General features: G+C 36.5%; 21 protein-coding genes. 3 read left to right on the top strand and 18 right to left on the bottom strand.

Translation table 11 applies throughout. The features are described from left to right. Positions 1 to 56: 56 nt before the first annotated feature. Positions 57 to 1262 carry an MFS transporter gene (locus GI584_RS07440; RefSeq protein WP_153790812.1) on the bottom strand — a complete coding sequence of 402 codons (1206 nt, stop codon included), beginning with the start codon at positions 1260 to 1262 and terminating at the stop codon, positions 57 to 59. Positions 1263 to 1346: 84 nt separating this feature from the next. Here GI584_RS07440 and GI584_RS07435 point away from each other — a divergent pair, with 84 nt between their 5' ends. After that, a complete protein-coding gene (locus GI584_RS07435; protein WP_100361278.1) occupies positions 1347 to 2180 on the top strand; it encodes a MerR family transcriptional regulator in 834 nt (277 codons plus the stop codon). A gap of 110 nt (positions 2181 to 2290) precedes the next feature. Here GI584_RS07435 and GI584_RS07430 read toward each other — a convergent pair whose 3' ends face one another. The 6 genes from GI584_RS07430 to GI584_RS07405 all read right to left on the bottom strand — a co-directional run bounded on the left by GI584_RS07430 (position 2291) and on the right by GI584_RS07405 (position 7908). Continuing rightward, positions 2291 to 2782: a PTS sugar transporter subunit IIA gene (locus GI584_RS07430; protein WP_100361279.1), complete on the bottom strand. Its 492-nt coding sequence runs from the start codon at positions 2780 to 2782 to the stop codon at positions 2291 to 2293. A gap of 413 nt (positions 2783 to 3195) precedes the next feature. Continuing rightward, complete coding sequence (locus tag GI584_RS07425; protein WP_157801894.1) at positions 3196 to 3957, bottom strand: sugar phosphate isomerase/epimerase family protein; 762 nt, start codon at positions 3955 to 3957, stop codon at positions 3196 to 3198. A gap of 28 nt (positions 3958 to 3985) precedes the next feature. After that, positions 3986 to 5026 carry a Gfo/Idh/MocA family protein gene (locus GI584_RS07420; protein ID WP_153790811.1) on the bottom strand — a complete coding sequence of 347 codons (1041 nt, stop codon included), beginning with the start codon at positions 5024 to 5026 and terminating at the stop codon, positions 3986 to 3988. A gap of 16 nt (positions 5027 to 5042) precedes the next feature. Continuing rightward, positions 5043 to 6011: a sugar phosphate isomerase/epimerase family protein gene (locus tag GI584_RS07415; protein ID WP_100361282.1), complete on the bottom strand. Its 969-nt coding sequence runs from the start codon at positions 6009 to 6011 to the stop codon at positions 5043 to 5045. A gap of 76 nt (positions 6012 to 6087) precedes the next feature. Beyond that, positions 6088 to 7113 carry a Gfo/Idh/MocA family protein gene (locus GI584_RS07410; RefSeq protein ID WP_100361283.1) on the bottom strand — a complete coding sequence of 342 codons (1026 nt, stop codon included), beginning with the start codon at positions 7111 to 7113 and terminating at the stop codon, positions 6088 to 6090. 81 nt (positions 7114 to 7194) lie between these two features. Then, positions 7195 to 7908: a ThuA domain-containing protein gene (locus GI584_RS07405; RefSeq protein WP_100361284.1), complete on the bottom strand. Its 714-nt coding sequence runs from the start codon at positions 7906 to 7908 to the stop codon at positions 7195 to 7197. 325 nt (positions 7909 to 8233) lie between these two features. On the opposite strand from GI584_RS07405, the gene GI584_RS07400 reads away from it, so the two are divergent. Then, positions 8234 to 9004 carry a helix-turn-helix transcriptional regulator gene (locus GI584_RS07400; RefSeq protein ID WP_153790810.1) on the top strand — a complete coding sequence of 257 codons (771 nt, stop codon included), beginning with the start codon at positions 8234 to 8236 and terminating at the stop codon, positions 9002 to 9004. 5 nt (positions 9005 to 9009) lie between these two features. Here GI584_RS07400 and GI584_RS07395 read toward each other — a convergent pair whose 3' ends face one another. The 5 genes from GI584_RS07395 to GI584_RS07375 all read right to left on the bottom strand — a co-directional run bounded on the left by GI584_RS07395 (position 9010) and on the right by GI584_RS07375 (position 13380). After that, a complete protein-coding gene (locus GI584_RS07395; RefSeq protein WP_153790809.1) occupies positions 9010 to 9687 on the bottom strand; it encodes a response regulator in 678 nt (225 codons plus the stop codon). Positions 9688 to 9887: 200 nt separating this feature from the next. After that, positions 9888 to 10916, bottom strand: coding sequence for a glycosyltransferase (locus GI584_RS07390; RefSeq protein WP_194842150.1), 1029 nt, complete (start codon positions 10914 to 10916; stop codon positions 9888 to 9890). Positions 10917 to 11038: 122 nt separating this feature from the next. Continuing rightward, positions 11039 to 11377 carry a helix-turn-helix domain-containing protein gene (locus GI584_RS07385; RefSeq protein WP_153790807.1) on the bottom strand — a complete coding sequence of 113 codons (339 nt, stop codon included), beginning with the start codon at positions 11375 to 11377 and terminating at the stop codon, positions 11039 to 11041. 64 nt (positions 11378 to 11441) lie between these two features. Next, a complete protein-coding gene (locus GI584_RS07380; RefSeq protein WP_153790806.1) occupies positions 11442 to 12560 on the bottom strand; it encodes a glycosyltransferase family 1 protein in 1119 nt (372 codons plus the stop codon). A gap of 376 nt (positions 12561 to 12936) precedes the next feature. After that, complete coding sequence (locus GI584_RS07375) at positions 12937 to 13380, bottom strand: DUF5392 family protein (RefSeq protein ID WP_100361290.1); 444 nt, start codon at positions 13378 to 13380, stop codon at positions 12937 to 12939. A 185-nt stretch (positions 13381 to 13565) separates the two neighbouring features. On the opposite strand from GI584_RS07375, the gene GI584_RS07370 reads away from it, so the two are divergent. Next, the gene (locus GI584_RS07370) at positions 13566 to 14285 is read left to right on the top strand and encodes a metallophosphoesterase family protein (RefSeq protein WP_153790805.1); all 720 of its coding nucleotides are present in this window, start codon (positions 13566 to 13568) and stop codon (positions 14283 to 14285) included. A 78-nt stretch (positions 14286 to 14363) separates the two neighbouring features. Here GI584_RS07370 and GI584_RS07365 read toward each other — a convergent pair whose 3' ends face one another. From GI584_RS07365 to GI584_RS07340, 6 genes are all read right to left on the bottom strand, one after another. Next, complete coding sequence (locus GI584_RS07365; protein ID WP_153790804.1) at positions 14364 to 16439, bottom strand: heavy metal translocating P-type ATPase; 2076 nt, start codon at positions 16437 to 16439, stop codon at positions 14364 to 14366. Continuing rightward, entirely contained in the window at positions 16411 to 16761 is a 351-nt protein-coding gene (locus GI584_RS07360; protein ID WP_100361293.1) for an ArsR/SmtB family transcription factor, read from the bottom strand. Before GI584_RS07360 ends, GI584_RS07365 begins: the two co-directional genes overlap by 29 nt. A 273-nt stretch (positions 16762 to 17034) precedes the next feature. Then, entirely contained in the window at positions 17035 to 17628 is a 594-nt protein-coding gene (locus GI584_RS07355) for a histidine phosphatase family protein (protein ID WP_153790803.1), read from the bottom strand. Positions 17629 to 17641: 13 nt separating this feature from the next. After that, positions 17642 to 18298: an HD domain-containing protein gene (locus GI584_RS07350; RefSeq protein ID WP_100361295.1), complete on the bottom strand. Its 657-nt coding sequence runs from the start codon at positions 18296 to 18298 to the stop codon at positions 17642 to 17644. 47 nt (positions 18299 to 18345) lie between these two features. Beyond that, positions 18346 to 18819 carry a tRNA (uridine(34)/cytosine(34)/5-carboxymethylaminomethyluridine(34)-2'-O)-methyltransferase TrmL gene (trmL, locus tag GI584_RS07345; RefSeq protein WP_153790802.1) on the bottom strand — a complete coding sequence of 158 codons (474 nt, stop codon included), beginning with the start codon at positions 18817 to 18819 and terminating at the stop codon, positions 18346 to 18348. Positions 18820 to 18870: 51 nt separating this feature from the next. Further along, a complete protein-coding gene (locus GI584_RS07340; RefSeq protein ID WP_153790801.1) occupies positions 18871 to 19722 on the bottom strand; it encodes an amidase domain-containing protein in 852 nt (283 codons plus the stop codon). Between the last annotated feature and the right edge of the window lie 97 nt (positions 19723 to 19819).

Raw genomic sequence — 19819 nt, 5'->3', positions numbered from 1 at the left:
TCCTTCAAATTACCATTTTCTTGAACTTCACGTTAAATATAATATTGCAATTATTGTTAATAAGCTCTAACAAATGCTTTCCCCTTAAACCATACACAAACAGCGATAACCATACCAAGCACTCCAGCGACAAGCAAAATTAACTGAATATCCATTCCTGCTGAAGCTAACGCACTTACAACACCATATGCAATTGGATCAAATCCATTCATCGCCAAGAAGATAATGCTCATCACTCTTCCCATGATTCGATTCTCGGTAGTTTCTTGAGCTGCTGTGAAAAAAGGAACAAACACAAATGCAATCGAAAACCCAATAAAGAACAATATAGCAGTCAGGATCGTTAAATTAGTAGCAAAGCTAAAGATAATCAAAGATATCAAGGAAGCGGTAAGCCCCATTAGAGATGTAAATCCTTTACGTTTCACTTTAACAAAACTCATAATTAGCGTCCCAAGTACCATACCGACTCCTAAGCTAACCTCCATAAAACTTAAATTAATCGGTGTCCCACCAAGAAGATCAACTAACAATGGCATTGCAATTTGCAGTCCGCCAAATACAAAGAAATTTAAAGTAATCAACACAATAATCCCTGTTAATAAGAATGTAGAAGATTTCATATATGCAATACCTTCACGAAAATCTTCTAATGTGCTTTGATCACCTCTGTGCTCAACTGGTCCTTCTTTAATAAAAGGTGGAAAAACTACGAGAGCAGATAACAGAACCAATAGGGTTGCCACAAAGTAACTAGTAGCTATAGTGCTAGTTTCCATGATTACTCCCGCAAGGATCGGACCGATAATAAATGATATTTGATCAATACCTTGGAAATAAGCATTTGCTTGCTGTAATTGCGATTTTTCCACTATTTTCGGTATCAAAGAGGAACTGGCCGGTCCAAAAAATGCATCCAGCATACCAAATACGCCTACCGTAACAAATAATAAAACTAATGTCATGGAGTCACTTGCCACAAGCCAATAAATACAAAACAGAACCAATGCCTGAAGCAAGTTAGTACCAAACATAATCGTAGTTTTTTTATACTTATCGGCCAACACTCCACCAAAAGTGATCAATATTAAACGTGGCACTGTTGCCGTAATTAAAGCAATTCCCAAGACTCCAGGTGAACTTAATACATTGATGATATACCAAGAAGTCGTTGTCAAAAACATACTAAAGCCAACGATCGCAAAAATACCTGCAACTAACAATAACATATATGTTCGATTTCGAAAGATAGATTGTTTCATTGTCATTTCTCCATTTCTAATGTTGTCTACTAGATCATCTTATGGTATATAGTAACTATATAGTCAAGACTGGAGTGTTGAAAAATGACTGACAAAAATATTAAATATTTCACAACTGGTGAATTTGCCAAACTTTGCAGAGTAAATAAGCAAACACTTTTTTATTATGATCAAATTGGACTTTTATCACCTGTATTAAAAAATGAAAAAGGCTACCGCTATTATTCAATCCACCAATTAGAGTTATTTACTCTCATTGCATTGTTAAAAGATCTGGGCATGTCATTACATGATATTCGTCAATATGTTAAACATAAATCACCTGAAAAATTCGTATCGATCATGTATCAACAGAAAGAAAAAGTAGCGAAACAACGGATGGAGATTGAAATGAAAGAGAATATGATCGATGCACAGATTGAATTAATGAATAAAGCATCAAGTATAGATTTTGATCAAGTTAGTGTCGAACAATTACCGGAACAAACATATTATTTAAGTAAAAATATAGAAAATGTTTCGGATGAAGAATTTTTTGAAGTATTCTCAGACTTTGTTGATGAATTGTACAAATTACATATCGATACCGGATACCCTATAGGAGGCTTAACTAAACGAAAACAAGTGCTAAAGGGTGAGTTTACTAATTATAGTTATTTATATATAAAACAACTTCATTCTCGGAAGGATAACCCATACTATAAGACGATACAAGGTGACTTTTTAACCGGATACCATATAGGAGAGGATAAGAAGATCCACCATACATATAAACGACTTTTGTCAGAGATGAATCGATTAAATTTAGAGTTAGGAGATTATGTTTTAGAAGAATATATTTATGACACTGTTGTAAAAACCAATGAGGAACAATATGTGACGAAGATTATGATACATGTCAATCGTAAAAAGAATTAAATTGAAACTCTAACTTACACAGTTTATATTACACTCCTTTGAAAAAACGTATGAGATTCTCCATGTGAAATCTCATACGTTTTATCGTATATTTATATCATTTGTCCTTGTTACTTTTTCTCAACATGAAATAGAACGCCCTCACCTGCTGCCACATCTTGTTCACTCGCGACATTACTCACCGCAAAATCTTCACCATTTAATAAGATAATGGGAGTCACTGTTTTGTATCCTTCTGCTGCAACCGTATCAATATCAAATGTAGCTAATGGATCTCCTTTTTTAACCTTTTGACCATTCTCTACTTGCATATCGAAACCTTTTCCATCCAATTCAACTGTTTCAAGACCCATGTGTACTAAAATTTCAGCCCCACCATCCGTTTTCAGGCTAATCGCATGTTTTGTCTTAAATACATCCACCACTTCGCCATCAACAGGTGATACAACTTGTTTACCTGTAGGCTCAATCGCTACACCATCCCCCATCATTTTTTGGGAAAAGACTTGGTCAGGTACTTGTTCTAATGGAATTACTTTTCCCGTCAATGGTGCCATTAAATCTGAATTCGCTTCTTTCTTCTTAAATAGATTCTTTAACATTGCTTAACCCCTCCATTAGCGTCATTATATATAGTTACTTCTACCCCAAAATGATCAAAATAATCATTTTTGTACTATTAAGTATCATTTCATATATGTATCATGCTTTTTTCTGAATTCACGAGATAAAGTGAGACTTCCCTCAGTGGGGTTTTTGCCCCAAACTGTGGGTTAGTGAAACTTATCAGGGTGTTAGCGTCCGTTTATCCCCCACATAGCTTCTTAGTTTTACTTGAACCTTGAAGTAGGGTATTACGGACGATTAGCACTGTGATAAAGGATGCTGTTGCCCAGATATCTTCACTTATCTCAAAGACAGACTAATTATATTACACAACATTTCTCATCTATCTTTAGACCATAAAAATTCCTCATTTTAAGGATAACGTTCCAAAAAATGAGGAATTTAATGCTTATTTATTTATAACTTTTTTCAAATTAACAACATTCTCTTTAGCACTCTCTAGTGGATCTCCGTCGAATTGTTCTTGTTCAATTACATACCAATTGACACCAACAGATTCTCCTGTTTCCCATAATGTTGCAATATCTAATGTACCTTTTCCAATTTCAATACTGCGTTTTTCGCCATTTTCTACCGTCATGTCTTTAATGTGTAAGGAAACAACAAGATCATTATATGCTTTTATCGTTTGTAATGGATCTACACCGGCATGTGTTGCCCAATAACAATCCAATTCCATTTTGACATACTCACGATCGGTTTCTTCGAATAAAATATCAAATCCTCTTTTTCCATTACCTAGATCAAAAAACTCCATGTTATGATTATGATATGCAAAGGAAAATCCAGCTTCTGCACATTTTCGGCCGATCTCATTTAATTCTTCTGCCGCACGATAATAGGCACCTTCATCCGCTCTTAGTTCCTCGGGCAGTATTGGACAAATGATCAAATCATTACCAATTGTTTTATTATAGGTTAATGATTCTTCCAATTGATCTCCTGTTAAACTGTCAAACGGCATATGACTTCCAGCAGCAACTAGTCCAGCCTCATCCATTACTTGTTTTAATTCTTCTGCAGGTGTATCAAAAAATCCGGCAAATTGCACTGCCTCATAACCCATTTCACCCAATTTACGTAAAGTCCCTAAAAAATCCTTCGAGGTATGGTCACGTACTGAATATAATTGAATCGCAATTTTTCCCATGTATAACGCTCCTTCTCTAATTAAATGTTTATAAGTATATTGCTTTACCCGATTCAGCCGATTGGTAAAGTCCATCTATAATTTTTTGAATGTTGGTTCCTTGCTTGGCAAAACGGTCTGTTACATTTCCTTCGATACAGTCTACTACAAAGGCATGAATTTCTGTTTGATGAGCATTGATTTCCGGTAAATAGGCTGGTGTAATATCAATTAATGTGTCGTGCTTTTCCTGATACATTTTTAATGGAAAAATATCGGCTCCACCTTTATTCCCCATTAATGAAACCTGCATCGTATCACGCTTTTCCACATTTGCAGCAAATGCTGATTCTAATACTAGTGATGCACCATTTTTGAAAGTTATCATCCCTACCGCCATATCCTCGACAGTAAAGTTTTGATAATCCCATTCACCTAATAAACCTACACCTTTTTTCGTTCCGAGTTGTTGATGTGTCTGACCAAGTACTACGACAGGCTCTGGGTAACCCATTAAATATAATGCCGTATCTAACATATGGACACCAATATCGATTAATGGACCTCCACCTTGTAGTTCTTTGTTGGTAAATACACCCCAGCCAGGAATGCCACGTCGTCTAATCGCTTGCACTCGACCAGAATAAATTTCACCTAATTCGCCGGCATCAATGAACCTTTTAGCCGCTTGTGTCTCAGATTGGAAACGGTAATGGAAACCATACATTAGCAACTTACCTGATTTAGTTGCCGCATCTTCCATTTCTTTTGCTTCTTGCTGGCTCATTGCTGGTGGTTTTTCGCATAATACATGGCAACCTGCTTCTAATCCGGCAATAGCTGCATTCTTATGAAATTTATTTGGTACACAAACGCTTACAGCATCGATCTCTGTTTCTGCTAACATTGTTTCATAACTATCAAATGCTGCTGGAATACCGTACTCGCTTGCCACCGTTTTTGCTTTATCATAGGCTACATCTGCCACCGCTACAATTTCTACTTGTTCTGGAACTTTTCGATAAGCAGGGATATGTACATCTGTTGCAATACCTCCTGCACCAATTAGAGCAACTTTTAATTTTGTCATCAGTGACTTCCTTTCCTTACGCCCACCACATCTCTGCTGGGCTTTCTTTAATATTTACTGCTTTCAAATTATCAACAGCACGAGCAAATCCTTCGTCAATTGACATGATAGGATCTTCATGCTCAATACTTACAACGTAATCATAACCAAACGTACGTAGTGCACTAATCATGTTAGACCATTCTTCTAAACCGTGACCACATCCGACTGACCGGAAATTCCATGCTCTTGTTTGAATGTTACCATATGGTTGCATATCCGTTAGACCATACATATTGACATTATCTTGATCAATGTAGGTGTCTTTGGCATGGAAATGGTGTAACGCATTTTCTTTACCTAAAATTTTAATAGCTGCAACTGGGTCTATCCCTTGCCACCATAAATGACTAGGATCAAGGTTTGCTCCAATTGCTGGGCTTGTTTTTTCACGTAGTTTAAGCATCGTGTATGGTGTATGTACTAAAAAGCCTGCATGTAATTCGATTCCGATTTTGACGTTATGCTTTTCAGCAAGCTCTCCGATTTCTTTCCAATATGGTACGAGTTTTTCTTCCCATTGCCATTCTAAAACATCTGCATATTCCGTTGGCCATGGAGCGACAGGCCAGTTTGGTGCTTTAGCGTTTTCCTGGTCACCAGGAGTTCCTGAAAAACAGTTAACGACTGGTACGTCGGTAAGCCCAGCAAGTTCAATTGTTTTACGAAGAATTTGATCACTTTCTTCCGCAAATTGCTTATCGGGGGTTAGCGGGTTTCCATGACAACTAAAGGCACTAATCGTTAAGTCTCTCTTCTTTACCGCCCGCAAATATTGCTCGCGTTTCACTGAATCCTCTAATAATTGATCAATTTTACAATGAGCATCTCCTGGATAACCACCAGTTCCGATTTCCACTGCATCTAACCCACTTGCTTTAACGTGATCCAGCATTTCTTCGAAGTTTTTATCTGAAAAAAGAACAGTAAATACGCCTAGTTTCATCATTTTCTCCTCCTCTTATTATCATGGTGAACAATCAGTGGAAATGAAGACAATCCCCACTGATTGAAGTTTCTCATTATAACGATATATTTTTCTTCGTTTTATTTGCTTCTAATGCTGCAAGGATAATTTGTAGTGATTTATATCCTTCTTCTCCATCAATCAACGGTTTTGTATCATTTCGTACACTATCGACAAAATGATCGACTACACCTGATGAAGTTTGACCGCCACTATCATTTGTTTGGATTTGGCCAAGTTCATAATTTACTTTTGATCCATCAGTATAGGTTGCTATTAAGCCGTAAGCAGGATCATCCTCAAGACGGAGCATACCCTTCTCACCATAAATAACGGTGGAGTTATCCTCACCTGCTCCATATGCCCAGCTTGCTGTTAATGTTCCAATAATGCCGTTCTCACTACGTAAAATGGTTACAGCCTGATCGTCTACATCACTGTTTTCTTTAGCAGATGCCTCAATCATTGCTGCTACTTCGGAAAATTCGGTACCTAATATATAACGAATCATATCTGCCTTATGTACGCCAAGGTCACCGAGCGCACCAATAAACGCTTCTTCTTTACGGAAGAACCAGCTTTCTTTTCCATCGATGCTCCATCCTTCTGGTCCACCGTGGCCAAACGTTGTACGGAAGCTGTATACTTTTCCGATCTCACCATTTGCGATTAACTGTTTCGCTTTCTCATGGCTAGGAACAAAGCGTTGGTTATGTGCAATCATTAATTTTTTACCAGCGTTATTGCTAGCCTCAATCATTTGTTGTGCTTCTTCTTCTGAAGTTGCCATTGGCTTTTCACATAAGACATGCTTTCCTTGTTCTGCTGCAAAAACTGAAACAGGGGCATGTAAATAATTCGGTAAACAAACACTGACAAGGTCTGCCTTAGAGTCTGTTATTGCTTGCTTATAATCGGTATACGCCTGTGCATTGTACTTAGATCCTGTTAACTGGGCACGCTCCTCTTTAATATCACAAACGGCAACAATCTCAACAAAAGGATTTGCCTGATATTCTGGTAAATGACGATGAATCGCAATACTTCCACAGCCAATCACTGCAACTTTTAATTTATCCATAATTCACTTCTCCTCTTATGATATTGGTTTTATCACGGCGCTAACCATCAGTGGGGATCAAAAACCCCACTGATGGGAGTCTTACTTTATCTCTTCTAATGGTTGAGCATTTCCATAGCTAGAAAATTCTCTTGTAGTTGGTTTAGCCCATCTCACTGCATTTTGAATTACTTTTTGGACATCTTTATGGTAGTATGTTGGATATCCTTCATGACCTGGACGGAAATAAAACACTTTCCCATGCCCTCTACGATATGTACAACCGGAACGGAACACCTCTCCGCCTTCAAACCAGCTGACAAGCACTAACTCATCTGGTGCAGGAATATCAAAATGTTCGCCATACATTTCTTCTTTTTCTATTTCAATGTATTCTCCGATACCTTCCACAATCGGATGGGATGGATTGACTACCCACATTCTTTCTTTCTCATCTGCTTCACGCCATTTTAGATCACAGCCTGTTCCCATTAATTTCTGGAAGATTTTTGAGAAATGACCGGAATGGAGCACAATTAAACCCATCCCTTCTAAAACACGCTGATGTACTTTATCAACAATCTCGTCCGCTACTTCATGGTGAGCTAAATGTCCCCACCACAGCATGACATCTGTCTTAGCCAATTTCTCATCAGTAATACCATGGTCTGGTTCGTCTAATGTAGCTGTTTCCACTTGGATATCATCTGTTTGCAAAAATTCCTTTAACACTTCATGAATCCCTTTTGGATAAATTTTTGCTACTTCTTGATCATGTTGTTCATGTCTGTATTCGTTCCATATTAAAACGTTCATTATGGCTCCTCCTTCACCTTTCCTATTTGCGTAATTAATAAGGGTTAACAATTCTAAGTATTAGAAATTAAAATAGTTTGTTTTAAAATTGTTACCCTTTTCATTTGCAACAATAAGTTATTATTATAATAAATGATGATATACAATTTGAACATAAATGATATAATCAAAACATGAACTATTTTGCTATTAATAATTATTTTTCTTTGAATTTATTGATTACTGCTTCTCTTATGCAACAGGAATATACGCTTGCTGTTCTAAAAACGGGCTTGCATATTTACTTTGATGAATATTATCTCTTTTAAGGATGGAGGATTTTCTTATGAAAATTGGATTTTGTGGATATTCTTATCATAATTATCGTTATGGTTATCACACGTCGCATCAGTCGCGGTATGCGTCTTATTTATTTCGGCTTCAAACAGAGGGACTCTCACGGGTTAAGGTAAACGATGACACACATGTAGCGGAAAAAGGCGATCTACTAATTATTAAACCTGGTGAAAATTATGAGTTATATGTGGAGGAAGGACAACAAAGTGGTGATTTTCATTTATATTGTGAGGGAGAATGGATTGACCAACGCTTCAAGGATGCCCCAACTTTTACAAAAATCACACTTGATGAAGCTGTATTGGACTTCTGGCATCACCTTATCATTGAGGAAAGACGACCAACAAAAGAAAGAAACAGTGAACTTACCTACTATTTAGTCAGTGCACTGTGTGTGTCTTTACAAAGAGCGATTGATAAAAGGTCACATGATATATACCGACCATATGTTGTGACGAAGATGATGCGCTTTATTGAGGAAAACGCGACAAAACAAGGTTTTAAGGTAGAAGACATTGCCAATCATTGTAATCTGAGTGTATCAAGATGTGTACACTTATTTAAAGAACATGTCAACCAGACTTTAATCGAGTACGCCCAATCCATTCGCGTATCTGCAGCGATTAATCAAATGAAATATACAACGATGACACTCGAAAATATTGCACAAAATTGTGGATTTGGTTCTTACTCTTATTTCCATCGCGTTTTCAAAAAATATTACGGCGTTTCTCCACGAGCCTATCGGGAAAAAATGTAAGGTTATTAACCGGTCATTTCGGATAAAATTTGCAGAAGCTCCACACGGCTTTTGATTTGAAGCTTCTTATAAATAAGCGACAAGTAATTTTTGACTGTACCTTCACTGATTCCTAATTGATCGGCAATCATTCGATTTGTCCAACCTTTTTTCATCAATTGAATAATTTGAAATTCTCGATTATTCAAATCTTTATGTTGGTTAAATTGTTCTTTAATAAAATGCAATGAACTTTCCCGTTCGATCTTTAGTAAGGATTCTAAACGATGCGAGAAATATTGAACTAGCTTTTGTGGAGCAACGAATTTACCATCAATAATAAAGCGTAATGTATCTTTAAATTCATCCAGGCCAGAACTCTTTAATATGTATCCATCAGCTGAAACAGACAATACTGTTTCGATCGATTCTTCGTCATCATAAGCAGATAATAACACCACCTTAATGTTGGGATACATTTCCTTTAATTGCTTCGCACATTCTAAACCATTCATAACTGGCATATGAATATCTAATAATATTAAAAAGGGACGAACTTCTTTCTCTTTTATAAAATTGATGACTTCTTGCCCATTCTTTAATGTTCCAATCACTTGGAATTCTTCCATATCCTCTACAAAATTCGTAATCATATCACGAAAAAGTGTTTGTGACTCTGCCACAACTACTGTGTGCTTTGTCATACTATTTTCCTCCTCTTATTTGCTAATTTATTTATATTTTTAAACACTGATATTACTATTATTCCTATCACGTTTTTATTATAACGTATTTTTTATTCGTTTTAAAGAACAATTTGGTTTAAATTTACTATTTTTTATTTTAAATGGTCCATTATTTGTTGAACTTATTCCTTATTCTCGGAATTTAGTCGAATGACAGCCTATATATTTTTATTTTTTTCAATCGTTTTTAACGTCTGTGCGATCCTGTACCACCTATTCGATAAGATCTGATTGTGATTTTTTAAATGAACGATAGGCTTCTGCATCGTTTCTGCTTCAAAATAGATAGAAGATTGCTTATTCCATTCTACATAGACATCTGCTTTTTCCAAATATCGAAAGACATTTGCTATCTCACCGGTAAACACAACATTTTTCTCTAAGTGATGACTTTTAATATAGCTACGTATCATTGCTTCATTCTGATTATCGCCATAGAAATACCACCTAAAAGCGATGTTCTGTTTAACTAAGTATTCGGACATACGAATAAATTCTTCGATATTCCTCCTGTTTGGCAGATTGTTTGCTGATAAAATAGATAAGTGTTGCAGTTGATAGCTTTTTGCTTCATCTAACAGTAAAACACGGTAGAGTGATTCTTTATAATAAGGATCTGCATAATACTTTACCTGATAATTATTTATCTCTAGTTCACTATACATCGATTCTGAAGCAGTATATATAGTATCCTGTTTACGTAAATCATCAATGACAGGCGTTACTGCCTGTTTAAACTGTCTGACAGGAAAATAATAACTTTTCTTTTCAGCTTGTACCTTGTCTCTTAGGTAATAGGCCGGGATACCAGAAGACAAACTAATACCCTCATCATAAAAAGTATGACTTTTTGTTACTTCCTTGCTGATATGTGTCCAATATAATCGGACTAATGATGGAAAATTGTAATATGCTTTCCTAATATGCCATGGTACTGGTCGAGGCTGCAACGTAAAACGCCAATTCTTTGGATAGCAGGAATCTTTTCTTAGAGAAGAAATAACATGATTAATGGAAGCCAATCTATATATTTCCTTATTAAGCTGTCGAGAAAAAAGTGGATGATTATCAAGTGATTTCACATATATTTCAGTATCAGACGCAAGATGGTGATGTATTAGGTATAATTGATGTTCAATAGATAATCCCGGATCTAATGGATCGATGATAAATAATACTTTTTTCATGAACATTCCTTCTTTCCAGCCAATTTTAGTTGCATTCGATTGTTTTGTAATTAATTTCTTAAGAATTCGTCATACAGGAGGAATTAATCTATTCATTTATTTCTTTTTTCCATTCCATGTGCTTACTTCTGTTCATCTTGTTGGTTCTTCCATTTAATAAATTCAAAGACAATTCGATATTGATCAAAGTCTAGTTTAGTTATCCCTATCGCTTTTAGATTATTTATAAAATCGTTCCATTCATTATCCTTTAGCAAAATTTGATCTTCTTCTCCTAATAGTGTCACCACTTCCACATTTAACACTTCTGCTAGTTTTTCAACGATTTGTATGGAAGGGTTATCATTTAAATTGTGTTCAATATTACTTAAATAAGATTTTGACACATCTGCTCTTTCCGCCAATTCAGATAAAGTTAAATTTCTTCTTTTTCTGATTCTATTTATATTTGTCCCTATCATTTATCAAACCTCAAATCCTATCGATTTTCTTTTTTTCATTATTTTGTAGAGACAGTAATCTCACTCATATGCCTTCATCTCTGAGCTGTAGATACTTTTGCTCTGTTTGCTGAGCTACTTGCTTAACATCGTAGCCTTTTTTAAATAATATTTCGGGTTCAATAGGATTTCGATATGTATGATCATAAGCTTCATACATAGCTTCTAACCATTTATTTTTATTATCTAAGGGGATGAATTGAACGAGTCCCGCTCCTAAATCAACTTCTTTGGATATAGAGTCAGAGGCAATAATGGGTAAACCTGCGCCTTGTGCTTCTACTAAGGTTAGCGGTAAGCCTTCATGTAAGGACGGGAATATAAACAGATCAAAAACTTGCATCCACTTCTCTGTATCTGGTTTCGCCCCTAGAAAAATAACATAGTCTTGTACACGATATTGCTTTATTTTCCCTTCGATTTGCGCTCTTAATGGGCCATCTCCGATTAATACTAATTTCGATTGCGGAATTCTCCTGCGAAATCCAACAAATAACTCTATTAAATAGTCATAATTTTTTTGCGGGGCAAATCTACCAATATGACCGATGACAAATTCATTATCGGTTATGTTGAGTTCCTGTCTTCCTTGTTCTCTCAATGAACGAGAATAGTAAAATCGATCTATTTCGATGCCTTTAAACATCATTTCTACTTGCTTGGCTTTTCTCTTGAATAACCAATCTGCTGCTTCAGGGGAAGAAGCAAAAAAATCCGTAGCATAAATCGGAATCAATGAGCCGGCAATCTCTTTTAATATCTTTATCATTCCTGTTGCATTATCCTTTGTGTTATGACTATGAGCTACTCTTACAGGTATCCCTGTTCTTTTCGCTGCTTTTAAAGGAAAGACACTCATTTGATCTATATGCGAATGCATTACTATGTAAAACCGATGCCCTTTAAAAAATTGACGTAATGCTTTTTGATAATCTCTCATTCCAGCTTCATTTATGGATGGAATGCGATATATAAAACCACCCAATTGATGTATTTCCCCATCATAATCTCCTTCTTCATTTGTTAAAAAATCAAATTGGACTTTGCTTCGATCCAAATTACGGTAAACGTTCATAATCATCGTTCCTACCTCACTTTGGTTCATACTTTCCACAACATGTAAAATTCTTAATGCACTTTCCACTTTTTTTGCTCCTCTCCTTTTTCATTATAACGAACGGTTATGTATATTAGTTTATTAACAACGTATACAGTGAGACTTCCCTCAGTAGGGGTTTTACGGAGCGATTAGCACCGTGATAAAAATTGCTAAATATCATTTTCACCTGTACATTGATAACCTCTCCTTATTTTCGAACGCTCTAACTCCATTTTATCATCACCATTTCATTCTTTATAAAGAACAACAATATATATACTCTCATGATTCAGAAGGGTTGTCAACGCATTTTGCTAGACAAAAAAATAGAAGGATGAGCATAGACTCACCCTTCTATTATTAGTTTATATTTCTTACTAGGTTTATTCAATCATCCCGCCCAATAATTAACAGACAGTCCTTAGTCTTCCATCATTTTTCTTCTATCATTCTCTTCTGTTAGGAAGTTAATGAATGTTTGTAACCCCATTTTCGGTTGTGATTTTAATAGAGAAATATAATCTTTCTTCTTGTACTCATTCATGACGTCACTTTTTTCAATTCTGGTTACGATATGCTCCATCTCTAATTGTTTAATTTTCCTCTTAATGTGCTTCGATTCCTTATATAATGCCAATCCAACTGCTGCCATTAATGCATACACAATTACAATGGCCACCATACCATTGGCAAATCCATCGAAAAACAAGAAAAAGATAAGGTTTAAAATCGAAATTAACAATAATGGAATAGCAAACATCATATATTTAGCATTCTTCTTAATTAACGGGTTTATTTTATGAAATAACTTTTCTAATTCAATTTTCATAAATGTGGGTATGTTATTTGTAAAAAATGAGACCATATGGATAAACCTCCTTAATAGAGTTATTCCCCATTTCACGAAAAGAAAAACCTACACCCGATCACATTGGCATAGGAGTAATTGCAATTATCTCTATACTACTATTATATGTTTCACACCTGTAGAACGTCAAAATCTTTGCTTTATCAAAAGATTATATTTTATCATGAATTTGAGGTGATAAAATGAGATTCGCTTTTATTTCTGATATTCACGGAAATGCTGTAGCTTTGGAAGAAGTGTTAGATGATATCGAAAAAAAACAGGTTGATCGCATTGCCGTACTTGGTGATATTGCTTACCGGGGACCTGAACCATCCAAGTCAATAAACTTAATTAGGGGATTAAACACGGATGTTATCAAAGGGAATGCTGATCAATGGGTTGTTAGAGGTGTCCGAGAAGGAGAAGTTCCCCAACAAGCCTTAAAAACAATGCAGCAAGAACAAGAATGGATAAGAAGTAATCTAGATGAAGAACAAATTTCCTTTTTAGAATCACTGCCGACTGAATTAACATTAGAGGAAGACGGAGTCCGTATTCACGCCTTCCATGCAACTCCTGACAGTTTATTTGATGTTGTCTTACCAAATGTAACAGATAATGATTTGTTAGAAAAATTAACGACAAAAGAAGAGGCAGACGTTTATTTATATGGTCATATTCACAAAGCTTATGAACGGACAGTGGGAGGAAAAACTATTGTCAATTTAGGTAGTGTTGGTTTACCTTTTGACGGAATGGCTAAAGCATCCTATGTGATTGTTGATATTGTTGGTGGACAGATACAAACAAGTCATGTGCGAGTTCCATATGATCTAGAGAAAGTGTGCCAGCAATATCAGGATTTTGACTATCCAAATGTTGAAAAAATGCAAAATATTATTCGTTCCGGTCGTAACTAAGTTGTAATTTGGATGTTATGTTGCCTCTTCACGAGATAAGGTTATATCTCGTGAAGAGAAGCATATATCTAGGGAACATTATTTTTCATTTTTGCGAATTAACCGTAAGGCATTGAAAACAACAAGTAAAGTCGCTCCCATATCTGCAAAAATCGCTAACCATAATGTTAACCAGCCTGGTATCACAAGTAACAGGGCAACCACTTTTAATAATAAAGCTAAGCCAATGTTTTCTTTTATAATGCGTAATGTTCGCTTGCTTAATTGAATCGAATAAGGAATTTTTGATAGATCGTCCCCCATTAAAGCAATGTCCGCTGTTTCCAATGCGACATCCGTACCAGCACCGCCCATAGCAATACCAACATTTGCTTCTGCTAACGCCGGTGCATCGTTGATTCCATCACCAACCATTGCAACTCGATGAGACTGTTTTAATCGTTTGATATAAGATAGCTTTTCTTCAGGATAAAGCTCTGCTTTTACATCTGATACACCTGTTTGTTGGCCAATATTTTCTGCCACATTGGTTACATCACCTGTCAGCATAACTGTTTTGCTTATACCTAATTGATGCAGTTTCTTCATTTGTTGTCTGATATTAGGTCGAGGTTGGTCTGCAACAGTTAAATACCCGATTAGTTCATTCTCTGTTCCGACATATAAAACCGTATTTTCTGAAACGGACGGAAGCTCGATTCCTTCAAAAAGTCTAGCATTTCCAATTTTATAACGAGCGCCATGAACCGTAGCTATAATCCCTTTACCGGTAATCGATTGAAATTGTGTTGCTTCTGGTAATAGTAAATTTGTTGTTTTTTTGTGAATGGCTCGTGCTATTGGATGTTCGGAATAGGCTTCCAATGCCCCAGCTATTTGCAAAAGCTCTTCTTCTGTACCACGAAGGGCTTCTACTTCTGTCACCATAGGTTTACCAAGTGTAATGGTTCCGGTCTTATCAAAAGCAACAGCATCAATGTTTGCCAGTTGTTCTAAATAGATACCACCTTTGATCAACACGCCATTTCGTGCAGCATTACCAATTGCTGTCACAATCGCAACTGGCGTCGAGATCACCAATGCGCATGGACAACCAACGACTAATACAGCTAAACCATTGTAAATCCATGTCTGCCAATCCGCACCAAAAACAGGTGGAATAACGATTACAAGTAATGCCAATAACATGATAGCAGGAGTATAATATTTTGCAAAACGATCGACAAATTGCTGTGTTGGTGCTTTTTCTGCTTGCGCTTCTTCGACTAAATGAATGATTTTAGCAATCGTTGTATCCTCACTTGATTTGGTTACTTCAACCACTAGTGCTCCTTCTTCATTAATCGAACCTGCAAAAACAGTCGCTCCATCTCCTTTTTCAACTGGAACGGACTCACCTGTAATGGCTGCCTGATTAACGTATGACATTCCTTCTTTAACCTTACCATCCATGGCGATTTTTTCCCCAGGTTTGACGATCATCGTATCTCCGATTTGTACATCCTCTACATCGATTTCTATCAATTGGTCATCCCGTTTAATGGTCGCTCGATTCGGTGCAACCTCCATTAACGATTGGATTGAGTTTCGTGCTTTATCCATCGAAAAGCTTTCCAATGCTTCACTCAAAGCAAACAGGAATACTACTACAGCAGCCTCTGCCCATTCGCCGATAATCGCTGCACCAATCACTGCGATCGTCATTAACGTTTTCATATCAAACTGAAACTTAATCAAGTTTTTACTTCCTGTTTTGATTAGATCATATCCACCAATGACAATGGCAAGTACAAAGGTGCTAATTGTTAAAGTGTGATGCTCTCCTATTTGAAAATAGAATACATACCCAACCATGACAAATAGTAAAGAAAGAATCGTTAACTGATTTTCTCTTTTCTTGTAAAAAGGAATGACCGGTGCTTTCTTTTTCTCAGGATATACTTTAATATGATCAAAAGCTCCTGCTTGTTCCAACTCTTCAATAGTCGCTTCACCATGGACCGTTAATTTAGCGGCAGAAAAATTCAAATCAACATCCTCGACACTGTTAATTTTCCTGATATTTTTTTCAAATGTAGCAGCACAGTTCGTACATGATAAGCCTTGTAGTCTAAAGACTTGCTTTTCAGCCAACCTGAACACCTTCTTCCGCATGTGCTTTAGCAATCGTGACGAGTTGACGCACATGATCATCCTTTAACGAATAAAAGACAAGCTTTCCTTCCTTGCGATATTTCGCTAATCCCATATTTCGGAGCATACGTAAGTGATGGGATGCAGTTGCGGTGGACGAACCAATGATATTAGCCACGTCACAAACACATAATTCTTTTTCTAATGTTAAGGCATACGTGATTTTTAAGCGTGTCGCATCGGATAATGCTTTAAAAATCAACTCGACACCTGTAAGTTTTTCTATTTCTGGCTGTACACGAGCTACAACCGCTTCATCATAACAATATGTTTCACATTTCATTTGGGTCACCTCATTCAAACATTCATTTGATTATTTGAATATAGTATATTATAAAAAGTAGTGAATGTCACTACTTAAAAAGAAATGGGCTTTTCTAATGGATACGAGTACCATTTTTTGTTACTTTCGTCATTTAGGTTGTTTCTTTATGCTCGTTAGGAAACATTTTCATTTATCCCGGTGTTTAGAGCACTTCTATCGGACGCGAGCTTCTCTTTTTTCACCCCTCCTGGCTTTTAGAACACTTCTATTCGACTCAAGGATCGTTGAGAGTTATATCTTGCCTTTTTCATTAAACGCTGAAAGATGTCCGGTCTGATTATAGCTTTTAATTTGCCACACTTCCTCTATCCATTCAATATGATTAATACAGCCATTAACGAGCCTAGTCTTTCCCGAACCGATTTTCCCATCAGAAAAATTGGTTAGTATGGCATTGATCACCGCACCATGGGCGACAAGTAGTACTTTCCTCCCCTTATGTATCTGATGAATTTCTTGCAATCCTTCCACTAGGCGCTCCGTAAGTTCTTCAAAGCTTTCCTGATTGGGATAGATCCCATCTGGGAATGCTTCTAAACGTTCCTGAAATGTCATTCCTTCTACATCCCCAAATCCTCTTTCACGAAAATCGTTCATTTCTGTTAAAGACAAATCAAGGTATTTATTGATGATTGTTGCCGTTTCTTTCGCTCGCTGTAAAGGACTTGTTATCATCACGTCCCATTCAAAATCTTGTAAGTAACGTCCACACTCATCTGCTTGTGAACGTCCATTATTATTTAATGGAATATCTGTCTGTCCTTGAATTTTTCCCAGTGCGTTCCAATCGGTTTCTCCGTGTCTAACAAAACAAATCGATGTCAAGCTAACCTCTCCTTTATTTGGGCGTTATATCTTCTCCTACTTCCATATAAAATGTATCTAGGAATTGTTCCATGAACTGATGTCGTTCTTGTGCTAATTGATAGCCTGCTTTTGTGTTCATGAGGTCTTTTAATTTTAACAGTTTTTCATAGAAATGGTGAATAGCACTTGATTGACCTTTACGATACTCGTCCTTAGTCATTTGTTCTCGTACTTCTAATTCTGGATCATAGATTGGCTGCCCTTTTTTACCGGCATATACAAAGCACCGTGCAATGCCAACCGCTCCAATCGCATCTAACCTGTCCGCATCTTGGACTACTTGTCCTTCTATTGTGTCGAGTTGCTTCCCGTTACCACCTTTAAATGACATATTCTTAATAATAGATAAAATATGGTCCATATCATGTTTTTCCACACCAGATTGCCCAAGCCATTCCTGAATAGCTCTCAAACCTTCCTCTTCACTATCCACGACCTTATCATCAGCTAAATCATGCAATAACGCTACTAAAGACACGACGAATAGATTGGCATTTTCCTGATGTGCTAGTTTTTTAGCTGTAGTGGTCACACGTTCAATATGATACCAATCATGACCGGATCCTTCACCTAATAATTTTTCACGTACCATCTCTGCTGTCTTTTGGATTACTGTTTCCTGATCCATTTCATCACCTCATTAAATAAACAAAAACCACAACAAGTATGCTGTGGTTAATCTAGGCCTGGAAAGCCTTGTTGTTTCAGAACATCATAGACGATAATCGCTGCGGTATTGGACAAATTCAAGGAGCGAACCTTATCTGTCATATGGATGCGAAGGCAGCGATCTTCTTTGCCTTCTAAAAGATCTTTTGGAATTCCATTGGTTTCACGACCAAAAACGAAAAACAAATCCTTTTCACTATCACTAAAATCAAATTCAGAATAATATTTCGTTCCGAAGTTTTCGATATAATAAAACTCAGCCTTAGGAAATGTTTCATATAATTCATCTAATGAATCATAATAATTAATCGAAACATCATGCCAATAATCTAATCCGGCACGGCGTAACATTTTATCATCGGTAGAAAAACCGAGTGGTCGGATTAAGTGTAAATGAACATTTGTTGCTAGACATGTTCTTGCGATATTCCCCGTATTAGCTGGAATTTCTGGTTGATATAATACGACATGGACTGCCAATGTATTTCACCTCAAATATTGCTTATTAACCTTAGTTATTATACCATAATCTTAATCTTTTGCACGATCATCCTCTCCTATTCGGAAAAAACGATAGTTACAGTCCGGTGTCCATGCTGCTGAATCCTCATATGTCCAAAATCGATGACGACTATTATTCGTATGAGCGTTGACTAACGGCATGTTCTGACTATCTTTTGCCACAACAATTGTATTATGATCCCATCTGCCATCTCCTTGAAAATCATAACAAATCACATCACCTAGTAAAAGGTTTTGCGGATCACTTATCTCTGTTCCCTTTAAACCTGAAGTTGCCCCACTTAAATACCACCTGAGTGCATTGGCTACTGACCAGCTGTAACTCCAATTATTATTCTGATACCACCAGCCCTTGGATCGATTCGGAGCACCATGCATCGGAGCACCACCTGCTCTTAGGCATTGCGAAATATAATTGGTACAGTCATTATCTTCAAAAAATTGATAAGCTGGATTAGCATCATTCCACCATCGTTCTGCATACTGAACCGCTGCTCTCCTATCATAGGCAAAACGCACCTGATTTTGATCAGCTTCTATCTTTTCAGGTTTTTGCGCTCTCTGAAACGAAATCTCCTTATCCTCTATTACTTGATCATTTTTTATGATAGCAATACGATTTTCTACCACTTCCTCGTGATAAAAATTATCTTCATCCTCAATAAACAATTTGATATACAATTGATAGGCTAATTCTGATCGATCGTTATTTGTTGTTGTGTTCTGTTTTTTTCCTATTATATCTATATGATTAATACTTTTACCATTTTTCTTGTGAAGCTGCTGTTTTTTGTGAAGAGAATGCTCATTCTGATTCCAGTTATCTTTCCAATGCCTTTTAATTAACTCCCATTCTGACAACACAATCCCCTCCCTGTTTCCATATATATTCATGAGAATTGCAATTAGTCTTGGAATGTCGTTATCTGATTGAGGTTACAATATTATTTCGTTATAT

Source organism: Gracilibacillus salitolerans (assembly GCF_009650095.1).
Classification (GTDB): domain Bacteria; phylum Bacillota; class Bacilli; order Bacillales; family Amphibacillaceae; genus Gracilibacillus; species Gracilibacillus salitolerans.
The sequence above is the reverse complement of the archived record's forward strand: the minus strand, read 5'-3'. Positions and strand labels throughout refer to the sequence as shown.